This window comes from Nitratireductor aquibiodomus NL21 = JCM 21793, assembly GCF_000615975.1.
Taxonomy (GTDB): Bacteria; Pseudomonadota; Alphaproteobacteria; order Rhizobiales; family Rhizobiaceae; genus Nitratireductor; species Nitratireductor aquibiodomus.
In genome coordinates, this window is sequence record NZ_BAMP01000030.1 from 15958 (window position 1) to 38178 (window position 22221).

A 22221-nucleotide genomic window follows, 5' to 3' on the forward strand; every position below is an offset into this window, starting at 1 on the left:
GGACCCTGAACCATGCTTGAATTCTCCGACGCGAAAACCATGGCAAAAGCCATGCGCGCCTCGCTTTCCGCAAAGGGCGTTTCGATTTCGCACAGCGAAGCGCTGGAGATCGTTGCCCGCCAGTTCGGCTTCGATAGCTGGAATATTCTGGCTGCGAAGATGACCGAGCCGGTTGTGGAAGAGATTGTTCTCCAGCCGGCCATACCGATCCTGCGCATATTCGACGAAGCGAAGGCACGGGCTTTTTATCTCGATTTTCTCGGCTTCAGGGTCGACTGGGAGCACCGGTTCGGCCCGGATATGCCCCTATACATGCAGGTTTCGCGCGGCGAACTCAGCCTGCATCTGAGTGAACATTCCGGAGATGCGACGCCGGGTGGCAATGCCGTGGTGTTCATGACCGGGATCAGGGCGCTTCATGCGGAGTTGCATGGACGGGACTACAAGTACAATCGTCCGGGTCTTGAAAAGCAGGAATGGGGACTGGAACTCGGCGTGATCGATCCGTTCAGCAACAGGCTTCGCTTTATCGAGAAAAGCGGGGCCTGAAAGGATCAGTGCTCGCTTTCGCACAGCGAATGGTCTGCGAGTGCCCGCAGAACGTGGCAGTCGCAGACCGCGCCGCTGTCGCAGCTATCGACAATGCGCTGCAGTTCGTGCTCGAGCCTTTGCAGGCGCGCGATGCGTTCGCGCACTTCTATGAGATGTTCGCGCGCAATGCTGTCGGCTGCCTCGCACGGTTTTTCGGGGTGGCCGCTCAGTTCGATGAGTGAACGGATGGCGTCGATGCCGAGACCCAGGTCGCGCGCATGACGGATAAAGGCGAGGCGCTCCATGGCCTGCCTGCCATAGCGACGCTGGTTGCCGGACGAGCGTTCGGGCGGCTCAATCAGACCCGTCTCTTCGTAGTACCGGATTGTTGGCACCTTCACGCCCACGCGCTTCGACAGTTCTCCGATAGACCACATGGGCATCGCTCCTTTTCTGCTTGCGCAAGATATAGGAAGTCCCCGCCGGAGGTGGAAGGACTACCGCGCGCTCACGCGGCTGTGAATGGACCTTTTCCACGTGGGCCTTACCTTGAAACTCGGCGGGAACCAACCAGCGAACGGGAGTGAACTCATGCAGGATCAGCCGAAGATCACCCAGGCGATGATTGACGCCTATGACGAGTACACGCATCTCACGCTCGACCGACGCGCATTCATGAGCAGACTGACAAAACTGGCGGGTTCCGGAGCCGCGGCCGCGGCCATTGTGCCGATGCTCGCAGCGAATTCCGCGCGCGCCGCCATGGTCGCCGAGGACGACGAGCGCGTGACGGCGGAAGACATCGCCTATGCCGGCGACGGCGGGGAGATGATGGGCTATCTCGTCCGACCGGCCGGTGTGGAGGGAAAGCTTCCGGCCGTGATCGTCATCCACGAGAACCGTGGCCTCAACCCGCATATCCGCGATGTAGCGCGACGCATGGCGCTTGAAGGGTTTGTTGCGCTGGCACCCGATTTTCTGTCTCCATCCGGCGGCACGCCGGAGGATGAGGACATGGCGCGCGAAATGATCGGCCAACTCGATGGAGGCCAGACCGTGCGCAACGCGGTTGCGACACAGGCCTTTCTTGCAGGGCATGATGCGACCAATGGCAATGTCGGCGCCATCGGCTTCTGCTGGGGTGGGGGGCTGGTGAATGAGCTTGCCGTCAACGATCCCGAGCTCGATGCGGGCGTTGCCTATTACGGGCGTCAGGCCGATGCGGGCGAAGTCTCGAAGATCGAGGCGCCGCTGCTGCTCCACTATGCGGGGCTCGATGAGCGGATCAATGCCGGTATCGATGCCTATCGCACCGCGCTCGAAGGGGCGGGCAAGACGTTCAGCATCCATGTCTATGAGGGAGTGAACCACGCCTTCAACAACGATACGTCGGAAGCGCGTTACGACAAGGAAGCCGCGGACCTTGCCTGGCAGAGAACGGTGACCTTCCTGCAGGAAAACCTGTCCTGAATGTCAAAAGGCGTCGAAGGGCGCTGGGTCATAGGCAATGAAGAGGCGTTTCTGGCGCGCGGTGCGGACGATGGCGCGGACATAGATAAGGTCGATGGGGATCGGCCTTCGGTTGCGTTCCAGCCAGTAGAGTTCGTCCTCGATGGATTTCAGCGCGCGCCAGAAGTCATAATCCGTTATCTCGTGCGAGTGCGCGAGACCGTCTGACAGGGCTTTGGCTTCCTCGTTCAACACCGGGCTTTCCGCCACCTACGAATCGAATGCGTTTACCAAGGATGGTCGACGTGCGGCGTGAGCGCTTCAAGCGCGGCACATGGTTAAACTTGTGCAAAGATTTTAGCCGTGACGGTATGGTTAACAAAACCTTCTTCCTCGCTTCGGGCGGCCAAACTCCTGGAAGACAACGCTTATCGGTGCTCTTCCTCGCTCATGTCCACGAGTGCGCGGTTGAAGAAACGCAGCGCACGGACGTGGCTCGCAAAGGCGATGACCTTTGAAGAATCCTTCAGATCGACCACCGGCAGGCGGTCATGGCCTCCCTTGTCGAATGCGCGCAGAGACGCCTCTAGCGTATCGGTTGGCCTGAGCGATGGAGCCCCGGTTTCCGGGTCGTAGGTGACGGGCTCGTCTTCTTCATCCAGCGGTTCCATGAAATCCATGACGCGGATGGTCTGGCCGAGAGCCCGGTGAGGGCCTTCCACAAGGAACAGGCCGCGCATTTCGAGCTGCCACTGGAACCAGGAATGGCCGTGGATGGTCTGGGTGATGCCATGTGCGACGGCGACGGTCAGCAGGAGCGCGATGGAGAGTTCGTAGCCGCCGGTCAGTTCGAAGACGATGACGGTGGTGGAGATGGGGGCGCCGAGGACAGCACCTGCGACGGCTCCCATGCCGAGGATGGCGTAGAGTCCTTCGCTTGATGCCATGGTGGGAAAGGCGGAGGCGGCAATGATGCCGAACGCGCCGCCCGTGAGCGCGCCCAGAAAGAGGGCGGGAGAGAAGATCCCGCCGCCGAAGCGCATTGCAAGCGTGATGGACGTCGCGGCCGTCTTGACGACGATCAGCGCCAGCATGGTCATGAGCGGGAGGCGGTTCCACAGCGCCATGTCGGTTATCTCGTAGCCCACGCCGAGCACGTGCGGGAACACCACGGCGATGCCGCCGACGATGAGACCGCCGACGACGGGTCGCGTCCAGAGCGGGATGCGGATGCCCCGCGCCGCGTAATCAGAAACGAAAAGCGAGAACTGGAACAGGATCGCCACCACGGCAGCCGTGACGCCCAGAAGGGCGAAAGCGGGGAACTCCCAGAACGAGGTGATCTGGTGCGTCGGTACAAGAAACGCGGCAGCGCTGCCGAACCATAAGCGCGATGCAACAGCACCTGCAGCTGAGGCGATGACGATCGGCACGAAGGAGCGCATGGCGTAGTGGCCGAGAATGACTTCATGCGCAAAGAGGACACCGGCAATGGGCGCGTTGAACGAAGCGGAGATCGCGCTGGCTACGCCTGCTCCCAGAAGGGTGCGCCGGCACCACTCCGGAAGATGGGCACGCCACGCAATCGCCGTCGCCAGCACCGCTCCCAGATGGACCACCGGCCCTTCGCGTCCGGCGCTCGCGCCCGAGCCGAGCGACAGGGCGGTGACGAAGGCGGAGAGCAAGCCTTCACGAAACCGAAGTTTGCGCCCCGACAATGCACGCGCCTCGATCACATCGGCCACGGCGCCGGTGCGCCGGGCTTCCAGACGCGTAAGCAGAATGCCGACCAGAAGGCCGCCCACCATGGGCCCGGCCATGATCCAGTACCAGGGCAGGGCAAGAGCCGCGGTAAACACGCGCTCTGAGCGTGTTCCCAGCCAGAAGAGCTGGAAAAAGCCGATCAGCTCACGAAAGGCGATGGCGGCAATCGCCACTGCGAGGCCGAGAAACAGCGACAGGAGCCAGACCAGCGGAAGCCGCGCTTCAAGAAATGCGCTGACATTCGGCTCGATCCAGGTTCGCAAAATCTGTGGCAGGCGCTGTATCAGCTTGAACAGGGGCATGCCTGAGCCTAACGCGTCCGGCGGCGGATGGCGATTGAACGGCCAGCGCGTTCAGGCTCGGGCAGGGTTTTATGCAGTGCGCGCATTGCCGCAACGCGTTCAAGCACATCGGCGGGGAACGGGGTCACCTTCGGGCCTGACATGTCGATATGCAGCGTGAGCGTTTCGCAGGTGGCGGCCAGCCAACCTTCTTCGGCGTGGCGCAGCTCCTGATAGGAATGAAGGCGCTTCTCGTCATGATCGAGAAGCTGATAGGTGCCGCGAACCCTGTCTGCGAGATGAAGCTCGCGCACGTAGCAGAGGTGGATTTCCGCCGTATAGGTGGTGAGCTGCCGCTCAGCCGCGTATCGGGCACCCATGCCGAACCCCTCCGACACTTCTTCATAGGCACGGTCGAAAAGAACCGGATAATAAGCCATGTTCAGATGGCCGTTGAAGTCGATCCAGTCTTTCTGCAGTTCGAATATACGTGAGCGGTGCGGCGCTTCGTCTGGCATTGTTTTTCTGTATCCCTGGGTTCTGTCCCTAGACTGCGGACTGTGTTCGACTTGCGGCAGATTCGGATAGAAACGAAAACGATCCTGTGCGGCAAGGGTTGGACCACCTGATTGGAGAAGCTGAATGGCGCTGGCGGAAATGGAAAAGGTTTTGCGGAACGACGAAGGCATCCGGCTGGTGCTGGACCTTTTGCGTCAGCGCTACGGGGAGCGTCTTGTTACCGGCCATTCGGTGCGTGAACAGCATGCCCATTCCACGAGTTACATCCCTCCACAATTGCCGGATGCGGTGTTCGCGCCCCGCACCGTCGAGGAGGTGCAGGAGGTGGTGCGCATGTGCGCCGAGCACCGCGTGCCCGTCATCCCTTTCGGAACCGGGTCTTCGCTTGAAGGGCATGTGAATGCGCCGGGCGGCGGCATCTCGCTCGACCTCATGAACATGAACCGCATTCTTTCGGTCAATGCGGAGGATCTGGACTGCACGGTCGAACCGGGTGTGACGCGTGAGGATCTGAACCACTATCTGCGCGACACGGGTCTCTTTTTCCCGATCGATCCGGGCGCCAATGCGAGCCTGGGCGGCATGGCTTCCACGCGCGCCTCCGGCACCAATGCGGTGCGCTATGGAACGATGCGTGACAATGTGGTGAACCTGCAGGCGGTGATGCCGGACGGCAGGCTGATCACAACGGCACGCCGCGCGCGCAAAACCTCGGCGGGTTATGACCTGACGCGGCTTTTGGTCGGAGCGGAAGGGACGCTGGGTGTCATCACCGCGCTGACCCTGAAGCTTTACGGCATTCCACAGGCCATTTCAGGCGGTGTCTGTCCCTTCCCGGACGTGGAAACAGCCTGCCAGGCGGTCATTACGACGATCCAGATGGGTGTGCCTGTCGCACGTATCGAATTCGTCAATGCGCTCGCCATGAAGGCCATCAACGCCTATTCCGATCTGAGCTATCCGGAAAGCCCGTGCCTGTTTGTCGAGTTTCATGGCAGCGATGCCGGTGTGAAGGAGCAGGCCGAGACCTTTGGTGAGATCGCGGAGGAGTTCGGTGGCGGGCCGTTTCAATGGACGAGTGTCGCCGAGGAGCGCACCAGGCTCTGGAAGGCGCGCCACAATGCCTACTGGGCCTGTGTGGCGCTGCGGCCCGGCACGCGCGGGCTTTCCACCGATGTGTGCGTGCCGATCTCGCGGCTTGCCGAATGCATTGTGGAGACCGAAGCCGACATTGCCCGGGAGGGGCTGATGGCGACGGTGCTTGGCCATGTGGGTGACGGTAATTTTCACGTTCTCGTTCTGATGGACATGGAGGACCCGAAGGAGATCGAGCAGGCGGAGGCCTTTGTGGCGCGGCTCAACAAGCGGGCACTCGCCATGGATGGAACCTGTACGGGGGAGCATGGCATCGGGCAGGGCAAGATGCGGTTTCTGGAAGAAGAGCTCGGAGACGCGGTCGATGTGATGCGGGCGGTCAAAGAGGCGATCGATCCGCTCAACATCATGAACCCGGGAAAAATCGTCGGGGCGAGGCGCATATAAGCGTCTCCCTGTGCCACCATGTGGCCGACCGCCTCTTTAATGCCGCTGGACCGCATCGGATCGAGCTGCACTGATCGGGGCGCAGAAAGAACGATCTAAACCATTGATGGAGCACCGGAATAGCCCGAATACCGGATTCCACTTGCCGGTCCGATGCTCTAGTGTAGAAGAACAGGCGTTTTAACCAGGGAGAGCGAACTGGCCCGGCTGTTTGTATTCTTCGGTGGACTTGTGGTGCTGGCGCTGACCTCGGCGCTGGTTGCCCCGTATTTCATCGACTGGAATCACTACCGATCCGCTTTCGAGCGCGAAGCGGGACGGGTGCTGGGCCGCGAGGTGCGGGTGGAGGGCAGCGCAAGGGCGCGGCTTTTGCCATTTCCTTCGCTGACTTTCACCGATGTGGTCGTGGCCGGCGAGACACCGGATGCGCCGGGCATGACGGTGGATGAATTCTCCATGCATGCCGAGCTTGCGCCGTTCCTGCGCGGCGAGGTGTTGATTTTCGACATGCAGCTCACGCGGCCGCGGGCGCGCATCGCGGTCGCCGCAGATGGCGGCATCGACTGGGCCGTGCGGCCTTCCGGACCGTTCGACCCGCGCCAGGTGACGCTCGAGAATGTCACCATCGTCGATGGTTCGGTCACGCTGCGCCACGCTGCGAGCGGGCAGGTTCATCAGGTTTCCGATATAGACGCGGAGCTTTCGGCGCGCACCCTGGCGGGGCCATGGCGGATTGGAGGGTCGCTCGCGTTTGACGGTCTGCCAATGGGGATTTCCGTCTCGACGGGAACGCTGGGCGATGACGGGCGCATGCGGCTGCGGATCGACGCTCTGCCCGAGGGAGCGCCGATCAGGCTGGCCACGGACGGTCAGGCGTATATCGACGATGGAGCGGCCTATTATGACGGTACGTTCGCGCTCAACACCTATACCCGGGAGGCGATGGCCGCCCTGCGCGAGGAAGAGGAGCGACCACTGGCGCTCACCACGGCAGCGGCGACCAACCGCCTGTCGGGCAGTTTCGACCTGAGGCACGACCGGCTTGCGGTGGATATGTTTCGCTTCGAGACCGGACCGGTCGATGCGCCATACCGCGCCGAAGGGCGGGCGAGCCTCAATTTTGGCGATGCGCCGCGTTTTCTCATAGAGGCGGATGGCGCCCAGCTTCGTTTCGAACCGGAGGAGGGGCAGGGCGGTTCCATCGCCGGACTTGATCTCAACGCGCGCTTCGATGCGTTTGCCGGTCTGATGCGCGCTTTGCCGGCGCCGGGCATACCAGGCCAAGTCTCGATCAACCTGCCGGCGATCGTGGCCGGCGATACGACGATCCGCAATATCGAACTGCGGGCGGAGCCGGCGGAGGGCGGCTGGTCGATCGGCTCAGTGGCGGCGACCCTGCCGGGGCGCACCCAGTTCGAGGCCAATGGTCTTCTCACCACAAGCGACACCCTTGCCTTCAACGGACACATGCTGCTTGCGATCGGACAGCCATCGGGCTTTGCCGCATGGGTTTCGCGCGATGTGGACGATGCCATCCGCCGGCTTCCGTCGGCCGGCTTCAGCGCGGATGTGAACCTTTCGCGCAGCACACAAAGCTTCGAGGCGCTGGAACTCATTCTTGGCGATGCGCGCTTCAACGGGCGCGTGGAGCGGCGCGAACCGGACAATGCAAAGCCCTCTCTGGAGGTCGCGCTCGACGGGGAGGCGCTCGATCTCGACGGTATTCAAGCCTTCATGTCGCTCTTCGTGAACGATGCGGGCGTGAACAGGCTTGCCGGCCATGACGTGGACCTCGCCGTGAAGGCGGGCCCTGTCTCGGCCGAGGGGTTGAAGGCTGAAACAGTGGACACGGCCCTGCGCCTGCGCGCTGGCGTGCTCGAGATCGACCGCCTGACGCTCGGCGGTCTCGCCGGCGCCCAGCTCAGCGCCACGGGGCAGATTCGCGATTTCTCCACGGCGCCCACGGGACAGATCGATGCGACCATCCTGTCGACCGATCTGGCGGACCTTGCGGTGATGCTTGCCGGCAGATTTCCCCAGAACCGGCTCTTCGAAGCCATAGCCCGTCGGGCGCAGGGCTTTCCCGGTCTTTTTGAGGATGCGGAAATCAACCTCATCGCAAGTGCTGCCGACAACAATGACGGCACTGTCGGGCTTGCGGTGAGCGCGGAAGGGGTTGCCGGTGGCACCGATATCGGTCTTTCGCTTTCCGACCGCAGTCCCCGGGAAGAACTGCTTCAGGGGGATTTCAAGCTTTCCGTCACGGCCAGGAACGACGATGCGGCGGTTCTCTACGGTCTCGCCGGATTGCCGGCGCTTCCGCTCGGCCTTGTCGGAGAGGCCCGGCTCGAACTCTCTGCTGCCGGTTCGCTGGCGGATGCGGTCAGGACAAAGGCGACTGTCACGGGCGACGGACTTGATGCCTCGTTCGACGGGGGGCTTGCCAATGCGCTTTCCGCTCCGTCTCTCGACGGTAAAGTGCGCATCGAGACCACCGATATCGAACCGTGGCTGGCGGCGGGCGGTGTCGTGCTGCCGGGGTTCGGCCTCGGATTGCCTGTCGAGCTCGCAGCCGCGCTCGAGTGGAGCGAGGAGGTCGTGGTTCTTTCCGGACTTGCCGGAGCCGTGGCCGGCAGCGACGTGGGCGGTGATTTCAACATTCTGCTCGATGGCGGCAAGCCGCGTATCGACGGAGCGCTTCGCATGGCGCGTTTCGACCTTGCACCGGCGGCGGAACTCGTGCTGGGGCCGGATGTGCTTTCGGGCGAGGAAAGCGGGGCGTGGCCCGAAGAGCCTTTCGGCAGCGATGTCGATTTTCCGTTTTCGGCCGATCTCGAACTGCGGACAGACGCGCTCTGGGCGGGGTTCCTTTCCGCCGGGCAGGAGGCAAGCCTGAAGCTGAAGCTCGACGATGAAGGGCTGACGGTTTCCGATCTGAAGGCGGCGGCCTTCGACGGTTCGATCGACGGGTTTGCCACGCTGAAGAACAATGCCGGGACGGGGCTTCTGACAGCGCAGATCGGCTTGAATGACACGGCGCTTGAAGCGCTCATGCCGCAGGGGAGCCTCGAAGGACGGCTGAGCGCCCGTGCCAGCGTTACCGCCAGCGGCAAGACAGTGAACGGCATGGCGTCGGCGTTGACGGGGTCGGGTTCTGCAACATTGAAGGATTTGAGCATTCGGGGGCTGAACCCGGATGCACTGGCAATGATCCTCGAAAAGGCGGATGCGCTGGGCAATGAGATCGACACTGCAAAGACAGAGGTTTTTGCGCCCGCAATGATCCGCGACGGGCGTTTCCAGGTGGGAAGCACCGAGTTTGCCTTCACCATCGCCGGCGGCGTGGCGCGCACGCCGCCCATGCGGCTTGAGGCCGAGAGGGCGACGCTGACAACGACAGCCTCCGCCGATCTGCAGTCCATGACGGTTGCAACGGATGGGGCGCTGGTTTTCGATCCCGGTCTCGAATCCGTTGTGGGTGCGGAGCCTCGTGTGGATGTCACGGCTTCGGGACCTTTCGGCGATGTGGGGTCGAAGCTGTCGGTGGGGCCGCTTGCGCAGTTCCTGACTCAGCGTGCTCTGGAGCGTGAGCAGGTGCGGGTGGAGCGAATGCAATCGGTGCTTCTGGAGAAGCAGAGACTGCGCCGCGAGACGCGTTACTTTGCAGCGCTTCAGACCGAAAGAGAGCGCGCTGAAGCCGAACGCCAGAGGCTTGAGCGCGAGCTTCGCCTGAAGCGCGAGGAAGAGGAGGCCCGCCGCCGGGCGGAAGAACAGGCTGAAGCAGCACGCCGGGCCGCAGAGGCGGCGCGGGCAGCCGAAGCGCTCCAGCGCCAGGAGCGGCGCGGTCCCGAGGGGAACGTTGCGCCGCGTGAAGTCGAGCGTGCCCCGCTGGAGGCACCGGAGGGGGCGAATTCTCCCGACGCGGTTTCGGAGTTTTTCCGCTCAAAGAACCTTTCGCCGGACCGGCTCCGGGAGCTTCTGGGGACCGACGGGGGCGTCAACTGAAGCGCTTCCACCTTTCGGTCCGATGATCTGATGGTCAGCCGGGTCGGGACGTGCGGGCTTTCAGGTCGTGAAGCACGTAGAGACGGAGTTCGGAAGAGAGATTGCTTTCTTCGTCCCGCTGGGCGTCAACCTCGGCTATGAGGGCGGCAAGCGACATCTTGCGGCGCCGGGCGATCGCTTCCAGTTCTTCCAGGAAAGGCTCTTCTAAAGAGACGCTTGTGCGGTGTCCGCGAATGCTGACCGAACGCTTGGCGATCCGGCTCATTCGGGTTCGGTGTCCCTGCTTTTTTCGCGCCTGTGTCCGTCTAGCCGTGCGACCAGACCCGCCTTCGCACTCTCTTCCAGTGCGCGCTCGCCTCTGGTGCGGCCGTGGCGGATGCGATTTTCAGTGGCTTGCTGCTCTTTCTCTTCGCGGGCGCGGCGTTTGCACCTTTGCCGGAGATTGACCAGTTCGCCCATGGTCACTTCTTCCGAAATGCGTCGAGCGAGACGACTTCCGCTCCCTTGCTTTCGGATGCCGGCGCATCCTCCTGCACGGGCTCGGCTTCGGCTTCCGCCTTGTCCTTTTTGGCCTTTTTCGCAGGCTTCTTCTTTGTTGCGGGCTTTTGCGGTTCTTCCGAAGTGTTCTCCGGGTGAACCTCGGTGATGTCCGCCGTCTGTTCGCTCTGCTCTGGCTTTACGTCGAACTCGAGCTCGAAATTCACCGACGGGTCGTAAAATCCCCGGACGGCGGAGAAAGGCACGCTCAGCATTTCGGGAACATCCGCAAAGGACAGGCCGACCTCGAAGCCGGTCTCGGTCACTTTGAGATCCCAGTACTGATACTGCAATACGATTGTCATCTGCTCGGGATAACGCTCGCGCAGGCGCGAGGAAACGCGCACACCCGGAGCGTTGGTGAGAAAGGTGATGAAGAAGTGATGCTCACCGGGCAGTCCGGTGCGCGCGACTTCCGCCAGCACCTTGCGCATCACGCCGCGTAGAGCGTCCTGCGCGAGAATATCGTATCTTATGCGGTCTTCGGCCATCAACGCGAACCGGTTTGTGAATCTTTGACCTACCTCTAATCAAGGACCGCGCTCAGGTAAACCGGCAAAAGACGGGTTCCGCTACGTCAGGCGGGGAGAGCCCTGCTGACGCGGGTCGTTTCCTGGCCCTCTTTACCGTTCCTGCGGTAGGCGCGCAGGAAGGTTTTGACCGCGCGGGTGGTTACTTCCCGGAGTTGGTCGTTTTCCAGTTTCTCGCCAAAAAGGGCGGGGATATGGAGCTCGGCGTTCACCAGGGCGATGAACTGGCGCGCGGCGACGTCGGGGTCGTCAAGTTCGAGATGCCCCGCATAGGCAAGACGGGCGAAACGGGCTGCCAGTGCAGACCAGACCTTGCCCGGTCCTTCCGTGCGCCAGCCTGCAAACAGGTGAGGATGCCGTTCCCCTTCGCTTTGAATGAGCTTGCGAAGATATTTGCCATCTTCGTCGCACACGCATTTCTGCGTCAGGCGCATGGCAAAGGCGATGAGTTCGTCTTCAAGGTCCGCGGGTTGATCCGGAAAGGTCGCCAGCACCTCGAAGCTGCGTGCGTTGCAACGCTGGGTGATTTCGGTGACCACAGCGGCGAAAAGCCTGTCCTTGTCGCCATAGTGATTGTAGACGGTTTGCCGCGAAACGCCGGCTTCGGCGGCGATCATGTCGATGTTCGCGCCCGTATAGCCTTCTCGGCAGAAAACCCGTGCACCCGCTTCCAGAATGGACAGGCGCTTGGCGGCGTGTCCGCGTGTCGGGAGCCTGTCAGTAGCGTTGATCACATGCATGAAAAACATATATGTGTGATTGACATATTAGACAAGGCTGTCCAAAAATATAGTCAATCAAGATCAGGTTTGTTGCCCGCGCTGTTTTTGCTCTGCCATGTCGGGCCTCTCCCCAGTCTTTCGTCTTTGGTTTGACGCCCGTTGTGGCAGCCATCTTTTTTGAAAGTGCAAATCCATGACCTCGAGATTCCTGCGCATCGCGCTGGTACTTGGCCTTTTGACCGCTGTGGGGCCGTTCGCCATCGACATGTATCTGCCTGCGCTACCGTCGATCGGCGCCGATCTGAATGCGGACACCGTGGCGGTGCAGATGTCTCTTCTGGTGTTTTTTCTGTCGATGGGACTGGCGCAGATCATCGTCGGGCCGATTTCCGACATGGTGGGCCGCAAAGCACCGCTCTATGCGGGGCTGGCTGTTTTCATCATCGGCAGCATCGGTTCGGCGCTGGCGACGAGCATCGAGATGCTGATCGCGTTTCGTTTCCTGCAGGGGCTGGGCGCGTCGGCCGGCATGGTGGTGCCGCGCGCGGTCGTGCGCGATCTTCACACCGGAACGGAAGCGGCCCGGCTGATGTCTCTCCTGATGCTGGTCTTCTCGATCTCGCCCATTCTGGCGCCGCTCACGGGCAGCGTGATCATCGCCACCCTCGGCTGGCGGGCGGTGTTCTGGTCGGTGACCATTGCGGCAGTCCTGGGTGTTTTCCTTCTGGCGACTGCCCTGAAGGAGACAAGGCCCGTCGGGGAACGGAAGGGGAGTTCGCTGCGCAGCGCGCTCGCCGGGTATCGTTTTCTCCTGGGCGACCGGAAATTCATGGGCCTGACCTTTATCGGCGGGTTCGGCATTTCCAGCTTCTTCGTTTATCTGTCGAATTCGTCGTTTGTGCTGATCGACCACTACGGCTGACGCCGACGCTCTATAGCGTGTTCTTTTCCATGAATGCGGTGGCGTTTTTCACCATGTCGCAGCTTACCGGGCGGTTGACCGAGCGTTATGGACTGCGCCGAGTGGTGAGGGTTGCGGTCATCTCATATGCGACGACCATTGTGGCCCTGCTGGCGGTGATGGCATCCGGCCTGCAGTCACTCTGGGTGCTCGCTTCGTTTCTTTTCGTCGGCTACGGGTTCCTGGGCCTGGTCATTCCGACGACTTCGGTGCTTGCGATGGATGATCATGGCACCATAGCCGGCACGGCCTCGGCGCTTATGGGAACACTGCATTTTGCCATCGGGGCCATGGCGATGGCCATCTCGGGCCTGTTCTTTGACGGAACGCCATTGCCGATGGTGACCAGCATTGCCGTGTGTGCCGTGCTTGCGCTTGCGTTGACCCATCTGACGCTGGGACGCGATGAACAGCCTGCGAGGGCTGCCGCAGAGTGAGGTCGGGTGTGCCTGACAGGGTGGGTTCTGGAAGGGCGCTCGGGCGCTTTCTTTTTCGCGCAAAAGCCCGATGCCCGCCGGGAAGGCGGAAATTGATATATCCAAGAAAGGGAAAAGTGAAGGCTTCTGTTGCCAGGTGCCTTCGAACCCCGCCTGAAAGTGCGAACCCTCAGGAGTTTAAGTGAAGCTGTCGCACCGCATTAAGCAGCGAGACGTGCCTCCGCATAGTTGTCGTTTGCAACTACTGGTTTGACCCGATAACGGTGGTATCATGCCGAGCGAAAGTCCGATCTTTACACCCTCGTCGATCCTGTTTCGCCCCCATCAGAAGCCGTCTGTGGGCTGATTGCCCTGGGCGGTTTCTGGTGGAGGCGCCGGGCACTGCCCCCGGGTCCGAATGGTTTATTACACCGTCAGTTTATCGCCATAGTCGGTCAAGCCGACGAAGCGAATATAGTGGGGCAGCCGCACCAAGAAAAGGGGGATTCTGGCGAAAAGGCGTTTCGGCATTGACTTGACGTCATGCTTTGCGGAATGTCTGCAACGGTGTGGGAAGGAACTTTGGCAAACGTTGAGGTTGCGTTGGTGGCCGGATCGTGTCGAAGGGGGCCCACGATTTGAAACGAGGGAAAAGTCATGGCCGATTATCTCGCGGATGTCCGCAAATATGATGCAACCGCTGACGAAGAGACCGTCAACAAGATCGTGAAGCATCTTGGCATCGCGCTGCGCAACAGGGACTCGTCTCTGGTCTCTTGCAGCGATTCCAGCGAACTCGATCGCGTGCGCGAGAGCTGGTGCATGAAGAAGCTCGGCGAAACCGACGGCGCGAAATGCGATTCCATCATCGAAAAGGTCTGCGAGACGATGTCCGGCGACAATTCGAAGGGCCGTGTGACCTTCTATTATCTTGTGGCAAAACATCTGGCAAACTGTCCAGCCTCTGAGCCGCCACGCGACGTGACCTCCAAACGCCTCCTCTGCCGGGTGGGGGCGTTTTCATTTGCGCGTGTGGACGAGACCGATATTCGCAGTGCCTGTACTTTCCGTGCCGGTAGCCTGCTTTATGATGCGGCGATAACGCCAGCCCGAATCGGACCGCCATGCGCCAGTATCTCGATCTTCTTTCCCATGTCCTCGAAAACGGCGTCGACCGTGACGACCGTACGGGAACCGGTACGCGCGGCGTTTTCGGCCATCAGATGCGTTTCGATCTGGAGCAGGGATTTCCGGTCCTCACCACGAAGAAGCTGCACCTGCGCTCGATCATTCACGAGTTGCTGTGGTTTCTGAAGGGCGACACGAATATCGGTTATCTGAAAGAAAACGGCGTTTCGATCTGGGACGAATGGGCGGATGAGAAGGGCGATCTCGGCCCGGTCTACGGCGCGCAATGGCGTTCGTGGCCGGCACCTGATGGCGGGCAGATCGACCAGATTGCGGCGCTTCTGAAAGGCCTGCGTGACAACCCTCATTCGAGGCGGCATGTGGTTTCGGCCTGGAACCCGGCGGAGGTCGATTCCATGGCGCTGCCGCCATGCCACTGCCTGTTCCAGTTTCATGTAGCCAACGGGCGGCTCTCCTGTCAGCTCTACCAGCGCTCCGCGGATATTTTTCTCGGCGTGCCCTTCAACATCGCTTCCTACGCGCTTCTTACCATGATGGTGGCCCAGGTGACGGGGCTGCGCGCTGGCGATTTCGTGCATACGCTGGGCGATGCACATCTTTATTCCAACCATTTCGATCAGGCGCGCGAGCAGCTGACGCGGACGCCGAAGCCACTGCCGACGATGTGGATCAATCCGGATGTCACCGATCTCTTCGCTTTCCGGTTCGAGGATTTCCGGCTTGATGGCTATGTGGCGGATCCGTCGATCCGCGCGCCGATCGCGGTTTGACCGGGGAGGGTCTGATGAGTGTCGAACTGGTCGTTGCGATGGCGCAAAACGGGGTGATCGGGCGTGACGGCGATCTGCCGTGGCGGCTTTCGACCGATCTCAAGCGCTTCAAGGCCATCACCATGGGCAAGCCCGTAATCATGGGGCGCAAGACCTGGGAGAGCATTGGCAAGCCATTGCCGGGGCGGCGCAACATCGTCGTCACGCGGCAGGCGGACTATACGGCCGAAGGCGCTGAATGCGTGTCATCGCTTGATGTCGCGCTTGCACTTGCCGCAGGTGGCGAGGCGGGTGCAGATGTCTGTGTCATCGGCGGCGGGCAGGTCTACGCGGAAGCGATCGACAAGGCCGACCGCCTGCATGTCACCCATGTGGATGCGCAGATCGAAGGGGACACCGTGTTCCCTGAAATTGACCCTGAAATCTGGGAGGAGGTGTCTCGCGAGGAGGTGCCTGCCGGCGAAAAGGACGTTTACGCCACCTCCTATGTGGTCTACCAACGACGCTGAAGAGGCAGGGCAGGGCTCTCTTTTCGCTGAAAGAGTGGGAAACGCGGCGGGCTGCCGCGTTGAAAGAGGATTTGCCGCTACCTATAACTGACCGGATGGGAGAGCTGTCCTCGGCGGACGGAACCCGGATCGAGAAAAGGAACAAGAATGCCCTGGAACAATCAAAGTGGCGGAGGCGGCCCTTGGGGCGGCGGCAATAACGGAGGCCCCTGGGATCAGGGGCCGCGTGGGCCGAGTGGACCGCAGGGATCTCCGCCCGATCTGGAAGAGATCATCAAGCGTGGCCAGGATCGCCTGAAGAGCGCGCTGCCTGGTGGCGGCGGCGTCAGCCCGGCGATGATCGGCCTGGTGCTGATCGCGCTGGCAGGTCTGTGGCTTTTCAAGTCCGTCTATACGGTGCAGCCGGACGAACTGGCCGTTGAGCTGCGTTTCGGCAAGCCGAAGCCGGAGCTTTCCGAGCCGGGCCTGCATTTCCACTGGTGGCCGATCGAGACCGTCGAGAAGGCATCCGTTGCCGAACGGCTTGTCGATATCGGCCAGACGCGGGGCGGGGCCTCGAGCGGCCTTATGCTTTCGGGCGATCAGAACATCGTCGATGTGAAGTTTTCCGTGGCCTATCAGGTCGCTGATCCTTCCGCCTACCTGTTCAACGTCGCCAATCCCGACGAGACGCTTCGCCAGGTGGCCGAGAGCGCCATGCGTGAGGTGGTTGGGCGCCGTCCGGCGCAGGACATCTTCCGTGACGACCGCCAGGGCATCGCAGAAGATGTGCGCCTGACCATCCAGACCGCGCTCGACGAATACGGCACGGGGCTGACGGTCAATGCCCTTTCGATCGAGGATGCCGCACCGCCGCGCGAAGTGGCTGACGCGTTCGACGAGGTGCAGCGTGCCGAGCAGGATGAAGACCGCTTTGTCGAGGAGTCCAACCAGTACTCCAACCAGAAGCTCGGCCAGGCGCGCGGTGAAGCCGCGCAGATCCGCGAAGAGGCGGCCGCCTACAAGAACCGTGTCGTTCAGGAAGCCGAAGGTGAGGCGCAGCGCTTCATCTCCGTTTATGATGAATACGCCAAGGCTCCCGAGGTGACGCGCAAGCGTCTCTTCCTGGAGACGATGGAAGGCGTGCTGCAGGGTTCGAACAAGGTGATTGTCGAGCAGAATGGCGGCCCCGGTGTGGTGCCCTATCTGCCCTTGCCCGAACTTCGCCAGCAATCGCAGCAGCAGCCGCGTGGAACCGCGGGAGGGAGCAATTGATGTCCAACCGTCTTCCCATACTCGTCGTTATCGGCGCGGTTCTGCTCTTCCTGGTCTACTCGGCGATCTTCGTCGTCAACGAGCGGCAGCAGGCCATCGTCCTTCGCTTCGGTGAAATCGTCGATGTGAAGACCGAACCCGGTCTCTACTTCAAACTGCCTTTCGCATTCCTCGAGGCGGACAATGTCCAGATCATCGAAGACCGCATCCTGCGCTTCGATCTCGATGACATCCGCGTGCAGGTTTCGGGCGGTAAGTTCTACGAAGTGGATGCGTTCATCGCCTATTCGATCAACGATCCCCGCCGTTTCCGACAGACTGTTTCGGGCAGTGTTGCGCTGGCCGAGCAGCGTCTGCGCACGCGTCTCGATGCTGCCCTGCGTCGTGTCTACGGTCTGCGTGGCTTCGAGGCGGCGCTTTCGGAAGAGCGTGCATCGATGATGCGTGAAGTTGCCGAAGAACTGCGGCCTGCTGCGGCTTCGCTCGGACTTGAAATCGAGGATGTGCGTATTCGCCGGACCGATCTGACGGCGGAGGTCTCGCAACAGACCTACGACCGCATGAAGGCCGAGCGTCTGGCAGAAGCCGAGCGTCTGCGCGCACGTGGCCGCGAGGCTGCCGCACGCATTCGCGCCCGTGCTGACCGTGAGGTCGTCGAAATCCTGGCGGCTGCCCAGCGCGAGTCGGAGATCCTGCGCGGTGAAGGCGAAGCGGAGCGCAACGGTATCTTCGCCGAGGCGTTCTCGCGCGATGAGGATTTCTTCGAGTTCTATCGCTCGATGAATGCCTATCAGCAGGCGCTCGACCCGAGCGGTACCACGATGCTTCTGTCGCCCGATTCGGAGTTTTTCCGTTTCTTCAACGACTCGAGCGGTGGTGGCGCGCGTAGCTCTGCACCGGCCGCGCAGGGCGCGACCGCCGGCCAGTAACCGGCGGCCGGCATGAGCGACTTCATCGCCGCCCTGGGCCTGGTTCTCGTTATCGAGGGCCTGGTCTATGGCGGCATGCCGAGGCTGGCCAGGCGGCTTGCCGAACAGGTTCTCGACATGCCGGACAGCGCTTTGCGCACGGCCGGTATCACCGCCATGGTTCTTGGGGTGGTCGTGGTCTGGCTCGTTCGAGGATAAATCTAATTTGCGGCCCGTATGGAAACTCCATGCGGGCCGCAAACGTGCCGTAATCAGGCTCGATCATGCAGATGTGAAATGCCTGTTAATGGAATTCGGGCAGTGTTCCGCCTAAGATTCCATTCCGACTACGGGCCGTTCCACCACGCAAGCCATCTGGAGAAATGCTCTCAATGATCCCGACGAAGATTTTACGCGCCACGCGGGTGGCACCAGTGGCCGCTCTGATTGCGCTGGGCGGTCTCACCTCGACGCCGGTGATCCTGAGCCAGCAGGCGCGGGCGGAAGGCCCGGCTTCGGTGGCAGACCTTGCAGAGCGGCTTGCCGGCGCGGTGGTCAACATCTCCACTTCCCGCTCCACCGGTGGCGGTGCGTCGGGCCGTGTCCCGCTGCCCAAGCTGCCGGAAGGCTCACCGCTGCAGGAGTTTTTCGACGATTTCTTCCAGGACGAGCCTGAACAGGATCATGAGCCGCGACAGGCGCAGTCCCTTGGTTCCGGCTTTGTGATCGATGCGGAAGAAGGCATCGTCGTTACCAACAATCATGTCATCTCCGGCGCCGACGAAATTGTGGTCAATTTCACCGACGGTGGCAAACTCGACGCCGAGTTGCTGGGCGTCGACACCAAAACCGACCTCGCGGTGCTTAAGGTCGATGCCAGCAAACGCAAGCTGCAGGATGTTCCGTTCGGCGATTCCGACAAGATGCGGATCGGCGACTGGGTCATGGCAATCGGCAACCCGTTCGGTCTTGGCGGCACGGTGACGGTCGGCATCGTCTCAGCGCGCAACCGCGAAATCGGGTCGGGTCCCTATGACGATTTCATCCAGACGGATGCGGCCATCAACCGTGGCAATTCCGGTGGCCCGCTGTTCAACATGGACGGTGAGGTGATCGGCATCAACACGGCCATCATTTCGCCGACCGGCGGCTCTATCGGAATCGGCTTCTCCATTCCTTCTGCACTGGCGATCAAGGTGGTCGATCAGTTGCGCGAATTCGGCGAGACGCGGCGCGGCTGGCTTGGCGTGCGTATTCAGGAAGTCACCGATGAAATCGCCGAAAGCCTGGGCATGGAAAAAGCCATGGGAGCGATGGTGAGCGGCGTCATCGAAGGTGGTCCGGTGGACGATGGTTCCATTCAGCCCGGCGACGTGATCGTGGAGTTTGACGGTAAGGCCGTCGAGAATGTGCGTGAGCTGCCGCGCATTGTGCCGAGAGCCCGGTTGGCAAGGAAGTCGACGTCACGGTTGTGCGAAAGGGTCAGGAAGAGACTGTGCGGGTGACGCTCGGACGGCTGGAAGACAGCGAAAAACTGGCTTCCGCTGAAACGAAGGAAGACAAATCCGAAGGTGAGGCAGACGTGGTGTCATCTGCAGCCGTTCTTGGCATGCACATGGCGGCACTTGATGACGAGCTGCGCGAACGGTTCGAGATTTCCGCCGACGTCAATGGCGTCGTCGTCACCGAAGTGGATGAGGATTCGCCCGCTTCCACAAAGGGTGTGACGGCAGGCGACGTGATTGTGGAAATCGCTCAGGCCACCGTCTCGACCCCCAAGGAGGCTCTGGACCGACTGGAGGAACTGAAAGGGCAGGGCCGCCGCAACGCGCTTCTGATGCTCGCTTCCAAGAACGGGGAGCTGCGCTTCGTGACACTGCGGATGGACTGACCCCTCAACAATATTGCAGCAGATAAAAAACGGCCCGGAAGCGATTGCAACCGGGCCGTTTCGTTATCCCTGCCGGGTGCGCCAATCTGCCTGTGACAGCCGGTAGAGTGCATGCGGTTTGAGATGCGGATGGCTGTCCGGGACGCCCGGGTGATTGAAATCGCCCGCCGGATCATGGCGCATGCCGATGCGGCGCATGACGGCGATGGAGCGGTCGTTGTCGACCACAGCGAAGGAGACGATTTCATCGAGGCCAAGCGTTTCAAAGCCGTATGCGAGCCAGGCGCGGGCGGCTTCCGTCACATATCCCTTGCCCCAGAACTCCGGAGCCAGACGCCAGCCGATCTCAATTGTCCCTTTCGGCAGGTTGGAAAGGCCCGAAGGCCGATGCAGACCGACAAAGCCGATTGGCTCGCCGGTCTCCTTCAGCGCCGCTGCAGCGAAACCGAAGCCGTTTTGCGCGATGCCTTCACGGATGAAGTCCATCATCGCGTCCGCTTCTTCCCGATTGCGGCGAAACGGAAAGAACTCCATCACCGTTTCGTCGGAATTGACGCGATGAAAGAAAGGGCGATCTTCGTCGCGCCAGTCACGAAGTATCAGACGTTCGGTCTCCAACGGTTTCATGTGACGAACTCCGTTTCGCGATAGCCCTGAAGGAAGAGAAGCGCCGTCAGATCGCCATGGTCGATGCGCACGCGTGCCTGAGCGGCGACGGCTGGCTTTGCATGAAGGGCCACGCCAAGCCCGGCCAACCCCAGCATGTCGAGGTCGTTTGCACCGTCGCCAACAGCCAGAACCTCTTGCCGTGTCAGGCTGTGCTCGTCGGCGAAACGGTCGAGTGCTTCCGCTTTGGCCGCGCGGCCCAGAATGGGTTTTGCGACCTTGCCGTTAAGCTTGTCTTCCTCGATGAGAAGCCGGTTTGCCTGCTGCGTGTGGAAGCCGAGCTTATCGCCGACGGGACCGGTGAACTGTTCAAACCCGCCTGAAACGAGCGCGGTGAACGCGCCGGCTGCCTTCATGGTGGCAACAAGCGTCGGACCGCCAGAGGCAAGCGTGATGCGCTCCTCGATCACGCTGTCGATCACGTCGAGGGGAAGGCCCCTGAGCAGGGCAACGCGCTCTTCCAGAGCCGGTTCGAAGTCGATTTCGCCGTTCATGGCGCGGCTGGTGATCGCGGCAACGGCATCTTTCAGCCCGAGTTCGGCGGCCAGCTCATCAATGCATTCCTGGTCGATCATGGTGGAGTCCATGTCGGCAATCAGCATTTTTTTGCGCCGGCCTTCCGCTTCCTGCACCGCCACGTCCACGGGGGCGCCGGCAAGGGCTTCACGCAGGAGGGCTTCTGTTGCCGCGATCTCCAGTCCAGGCTTCAGGGCGATGTCACAGGCAAGGTTTTCCCCCAGCCAGTCGATCGCGCTTGCATCGAGCGCCTTCATGGCCATAGTCGCAACGTCCGGTGTGAGTACGCGCTTCGCCGGATGGGAGATGAGTGTGGCAACGAGGGACATGAGTGCTTTCCGGAGTGTTGGGTGGCGGGCATGCTGAATGATGCGATCCTGATAGCTGGGCCAACCGCCAGCGGCAAGTCCGCGCTGGCGCTGCGCCTGGCCATGGAAACGGGCGGGGTGATCGTCAATGCCGACTCCATGCAGGTTTACGATGTGCTTCGCGTCCTTTCGGCCCGACCGGGCGCGGACGATCTCGCCAAGGTTCCGCACCATCTTTACGGCCACGTGCCGCCTCCCGTCGCCTATTCGACCGGCGCCTGGCTGGAGGATGTGGCAGCGCTTGCAAAAAAGAGAAGTCTTTCAGGCCGTCGCCCGATTTTCGTTGGCGGCACGGGGCTTTATTTTCGTGCACTCCTCGATGGGATCGCGCCGACGCCACCAGTGCCCGAGGACGTGCGAAACCACTGGCGGCAGAGGCTTCTGGACGAAGGGCCGGAAGCGCTTCATCGCCTTCTTTCGGAACGCGATGCCGCCGCCGCAGAGGCAATAGGTGTCACGGACGGGCAGCGCATCACGCGGGCGCTGGAAGTTCATGATGCAACCGGCAGAGCGCTGAGCACGTGGCAGAATGAGACGACGGTGCCATTGGTCAAAAAAAGCGAATGCACCTGTATTGTGCTTGAACCCGAGCGCGCTTTTGTCACCGAACGCATAGAGCGCCGCTTCGACAGCATGGTCGAGGAGGGGGCGCTCGACGAGGTGCGGTCTCTGCTCGCACTCGATCTTTCCGCTGCCCTGCCGGCGATGAAGGCGATCGGGGTCCCTGAACTGGCCGCATATCTGCGAAACGAGTGTTCTCTGGAAGATGCCATCATGCGGGCAAAGACGGCCACGCGGCGCTATTCCAAGCGGCAGGCAACCTGGTTTCGGCATCAGCTTGACGAGGACTGGCTAAGGCTTCCTATCGGGTCGCAAGCAGGATCAGCCGATGAACTTCTCAAGCTTATAAGAAACAATCTGGAATAGTCCAAA

General features: G+C 61.5%; 20 protein-coding genes, 1 other RNA gene and 3 pseudogenes. 13 read left to right on the plus strand and 11 right to left on the minus strand.

Annotated elements, in window-relative coordinates; translation table 11 throughout:
* Positions 1–12: 12 nt before the first annotated feature.
* Entirely contained in the window at positions 13–549 is a 537-nt protein-coding gene (locus tag JCM21793_RS10460) for a glyoxalase superfamily protein (RefSeq protein ID WP_025030318.1), read from the plus strand.
* 5 nt (positions 550–554) lie between these two features.
* On the opposite strand, the gene JCM21793_RS10465 is transcribed toward JCM21793_RS10460, so the two are convergent.
* Positions 555–968 (minus strand): MerR family transcriptional regulator, encoded by a 414-nt coding sequence (locus JCM21793_RS10465; RefSeq protein ID WP_025030319.1) that lies wholly within the window; start codon positions 966–968, stop codon positions 555–557.
* A gap of 154 nt (positions 969–1122) precedes the next feature.
* Here JCM21793_RS10465 and JCM21793_RS10470 point away from each other — a divergent pair, with 154 nt between their 5' ends.
* Positions 1123–2001: a dienelactone hydrolase family protein gene (locus tag JCM21793_RS10470; protein WP_025030320.1), complete on the plus strand. Its 879-nt coding sequence runs from the start codon at positions 1123–1125 to the stop codon at positions 1999–2001.
* A 3-nt stretch (positions 2002–2004) separates the two neighbouring features.
* On the opposite strand, the gene JCM21793_RS10475 is transcribed toward JCM21793_RS10470, so the two are convergent.
* The 3 genes from JCM21793_RS10475 to JCM21793_RS10485 all read right to left on the minus strand — a co-directional run bounded on the left by JCM21793_RS10475 (position 2005) and on the right by JCM21793_RS10485 (position 4543).
* Positions 2005–2235 (minus strand): hypothetical protein, encoded by a 231-nt coding sequence (locus JCM21793_RS10475; RefSeq protein ID WP_244423389.1) that lies wholly within the window; start codon positions 2233–2235, stop codon positions 2005–2007.
* A gap of 173 nt (positions 2236–2408) precedes the next feature.
* Positions 2409–4046, minus strand: coding sequence for a chloride channel protein (locus tag JCM21793_RS10480; protein WP_025030321.1), 1638 nt, complete (start codon positions 4044–4046; stop codon positions 2409–2411).
* Positions 4047–4054: 8 nt separating this feature from the next.
* Positions 4055–4543 (minus strand): thioesterase family protein, encoded by a 489-nt coding sequence (locus tag JCM21793_RS10485; RefSeq protein WP_007007737.1) that lies wholly within the window; start codon positions 4541–4543, stop codon positions 4055–4057.
* A gap of 124 nt (positions 4544–4667) precedes the next feature.
* On the opposite strand from JCM21793_RS10485, the gene JCM21793_RS10490 reads away from it, so the two are divergent.
* Together JCM21793_RS10490 and JCM21793_RS10495 are read left to right on the plus strand one after the other, a co-directional pair.
* Positions 4668–6086, plus strand: a complete 1419-nt coding sequence (locus tag JCM21793_RS10490) for an FAD-binding oxidoreductase (RefSeq protein ID WP_025030322.1) — start codon at positions 4668–4670, stop codon at positions 6084–6086.
* Positions 6087–6293: 207 nt separating this feature from the next.
* On the plus strand, positions 6294–10091 hold the full coding sequence (locus tag JCM21793_RS10495) for an AsmA family protein (protein WP_155983416.1): 3798 nt from the start codon (positions 6294–6296) through the stop codon (positions 10089–10091).
* A gap of 34 nt (positions 10092–10125) precedes the next feature.
* On the opposite strand, the gene JCM21793_RS28720 is transcribed toward JCM21793_RS10495, so the two are convergent.
* The 4 genes from JCM21793_RS28720 to JCM21793_RS10515 form a co-directional block, all read right to left on the minus strand.
* On the minus strand, positions 10126–10356 hold the full coding sequence (locus JCM21793_RS28720) for a ribbon-helix-helix domain-containing protein (RefSeq protein ID WP_081784687.1): 231 nt from the start codon (positions 10354–10356) through the stop codon (positions 10126–10128).
* Complete coding sequence (locus tag JCM21793_RS10505; protein WP_025030324.1) at positions 10353–10550, minus strand: DUF4169 family protein; 198 nt, start codon at positions 10548–10550, stop codon at positions 10353–10355. Before JCM21793_RS10505 ends, JCM21793_RS28720 begins: the two co-directional genes overlap by 4 nt.
* Positions 10551–10552: 2 nt before the next feature.
* A complete protein-coding gene (locus JCM21793_RS10510) occupies positions 10553–11119 on the minus strand; it encodes an SspB family protein (RefSeq protein WP_007007742.1) in 567 nt (188 codons plus the stop codon).
* Between the two features lie 86 nt (positions 11120–11205).
* Entirely contained in the window at positions 11206–11907 is a 702-nt protein-coding gene (locus JCM21793_RS10515) for a TetR/AcrR family transcriptional regulator (protein WP_081784688.1), read from the minus strand.
* 166 nt (positions 11908–12073) lie between these two features.
* Between JCM21793_RS10515 and JCM21793_RS25300 the strand changes: the two are divergent.
* Positions 12074–13278 (plus strand): annotated as a pseudogene (locus JCM21793_RS25300) (multidrug effflux MFS transporter).
* Positions 13279–13393: 115 nt separating this feature from the next.
* Here the strand turns inward: JCM21793_RS25300 and ssrA are convergent.
* Positions 13394–13761, minus strand: a transfer-messenger RNA (tmRNA) gene (ssrA, locus tag JCM21793_RS28725).
* A 153-nt stretch (positions 13762–13914) separates the two neighbouring features.
* Between ssrA and JCM21793_RS28730 the strand changes: the two are divergent.
* The 7 genes and pseudogenes from JCM21793_RS28730 to JCM21793_RS25305 all read left to right on the plus strand — a co-directional run.
* Positions 13915–14148: pseudogene (locus tag JCM21793_RS28730) on the plus strand (DUF2853 family protein); the annotation flags it as partial.
* Between the two features lie 233 nt (positions 14149–14381).
* Positions 14382–15176, plus strand: a complete 795-nt coding sequence (locus JCM21793_RS10530; protein ID WP_025030327.1) for a thymidylate synthase — start codon at positions 14382–14384, stop codon at positions 15174–15176.
* 14 nt (positions 15177–15190) lie between these two features.
* Positions 15191–15685, plus strand: a complete 495-nt coding sequence (locus tag JCM21793_RS10535; RefSeq protein WP_025030328.1) for a dihydrofolate reductase — start codon at positions 15191–15193, stop codon at positions 15683–15685.
* A 147-nt stretch (positions 15686–15832) separates the two neighbouring features.
* Entirely contained in the window at positions 15833–16939 is a 1107-nt protein-coding gene (gene hflK / locus JCM21793_RS10540; RefSeq protein WP_007007747.1) for an FtsH protease activity modulator HflK, read from the plus strand.
* Positions 16939–17868 (plus strand): protease modulator HflC, encoded by a 930-nt coding sequence (hflC, locus tag JCM21793_RS10545; RefSeq protein WP_007007748.1) that lies wholly within the window; start codon positions 16939–16941, stop codon positions 17866–17868. The genes hflK and hflC overlap by 1 nt, the downstream gene beginning before the upstream one ends.
* Positions 17869–17880: 12 nt before the next feature.
* Positions 17881–18066 carry a DUF2065 domain-containing protein gene (locus JCM21793_RS10550; protein ID WP_007007749.1) on the plus strand — a complete coding sequence of 62 codons (186 nt, stop codon included), beginning with the start codon at positions 17881–17883 and terminating at the stop codon, positions 18064–18066.
* 173 nt (positions 18067–18239) lie between these two features.
* Positions 18240–19738, plus strand: a pseudogene (locus JCM21793_RS25305) (DegQ family serine endoprotease).
* A 63-nt stretch (positions 19739–19801) separates the two neighbouring features.
* Here the strand turns inward: JCM21793_RS25305 and JCM21793_RS10560 are convergent.
* Both JCM21793_RS10560 and serB read right to left on the minus strand, forming a co-directional pair.
* Positions 19802–20365, minus strand: a complete 564-nt coding sequence (locus tag JCM21793_RS10560; RefSeq protein WP_025030329.1) for a GNAT family N-acetyltransferase — start codon at positions 20363–20365, stop codon at positions 19802–19804.
* Positions 20362–21249: a phosphoserine phosphatase SerB gene (gene serB / locus JCM21793_RS10565; RefSeq protein ID WP_025030330.1), complete on the minus strand. Its 888-nt coding sequence runs from the start codon at positions 21247–21249 to the stop codon at positions 20362–20364. The genes JCM21793_RS10560 and serB overlap by 4 nt, the downstream gene beginning before the upstream one ends.
* A gap of 30 nt (positions 21250–21279) precedes the next feature.
* On the opposite strand from serB, the gene miaA reads away from it, so the two are divergent.
* Positions 21280–22215: a tRNA (adenosine(37)-N6)-dimethylallyltransferase MiaA gene (gene miaA, locus JCM21793_RS10570; RefSeq protein WP_025030331.1), complete on the plus strand. Its 936-nt coding sequence runs from the start codon at positions 21280–21282 to the stop codon at positions 22213–22215.
* Positions 22216–22221: the final 6 nt, after the last annotated feature.

Coding starts and splice junctions, on each gene's coding strand:
- JCM21793_RS10505 (WP_025030324.1), bottom strand. CDS start 10,550: ATGGGCGAACTGGTCAATCTCCGGCAAAGGTGCAAACGCCGCGCCCGC.
- JCM21793_RS10515 (WP_081784688.1), bottom strand. CDS start 11,907: ATGTTTTTCATGCATGTGATCAACGCTACTGACAGGCTCCCGACACGC.
- hflC (WP_007007748.1), top strand. CDS start 16,939: ATGTCCAACCGTCTTCCCATACTCGTCGTTATCGGCGCGGTTCTGCTC.
- JCM21793_RS10550 (WP_007007749.1), top strand. CDS start 17,881: ATGAGCGACTTCATCGCCGCCCTGGGCCTGGTTCTCGTTATCGAGGGC.
- JCM21793_RS10470 (WP_025030320.1), top strand. CDS start 1,123: ATGCAGGATCAGCCGAAGATCACCCAGGCGATGATTGACGCCTATGAC.
- JCM21793_RS10530 (WP_025030327.1), top strand. CDS start 14,382: ATGCGCCAGTATCTCGATCTTCTTTCCCATGTCCTCGAAAACGGCGTC.
- JCM21793_RS10480 (WP_025030321.1), bottom strand. CDS start 4,046: ATGCCCCTGTTCAAGCTGATACAGCGCCTGCCACAGATTTTGCGAACC.
- hflK (WP_007007747.1), top strand. CDS start 15,833: ATGCCCTGGAACAATCAAAGTGGCGGAGGCGGCCCTTGGGGCGGCGGC.
- JCM21793_RS10510 (WP_007007742.1), bottom strand. CDS start 11,119: ATGGCCGAAGACCGCATAAGATACGATATTCTCGCGCAGGACGCTCTA.
- JCM21793_RS10490 (WP_025030322.1), top strand. CDS start 4,668: ATGGCGCTGGCGGAAATGGAAAAGGTTTTGCGGAACGACGAAGGCATC.
- JCM21793_RS10535 (WP_025030328.1), top strand. CDS start 15,191: ATGAGTGTCGAACTGGTCGTTGCGATGGCGCAAAACGGGGTGATCGGG.
- JCM21793_RS10485 (WP_007007737.1), bottom strand. CDS start 4,543: ATGCCAGACGAAGCGCCGCACCGCTCACGTATATTCGAACTGCAGAAA.
- JCM21793_RS10465 (WP_025030319.1), bottom strand. CDS start 968: ATGTGGTCTATCGGAGAACTGTCGAAGCGCGTGGGCGTGAAGGTGCCA.
- JCM21793_RS10560 (WP_025030329.1), bottom strand. CDS start 20,365: ATGAAACCGTTGGAGACCGAACGTCTGATACTTCGTGACTGGCGCGAC.
- JCM21793_RS10460 (WP_025030318.1), top strand. CDS start 13: ATGCTTGAATTCTCCGACGCGAAAACCATGGCAAAAGCCATGCGCGCC.
- serB (WP_025030330.1), bottom strand. CDS start 21,249: ATGTCCCTCGTTGCCACACTCATCTCCCATCCGGCGAAGCGCGTACTC.
- JCM21793_RS28720 (WP_081784687.1), bottom strand. CDS start 10,356: ATGAGCCGGATCGCCAAGCGTTCGGTCAGCATTCGCGGACACCGCACA.
- miaA (WP_025030331.1), top strand. CDS start 21,280: ATGCTGAATGATGCGATCCTGATAGCTGGGCCAACCGCCAGCGGCAAG.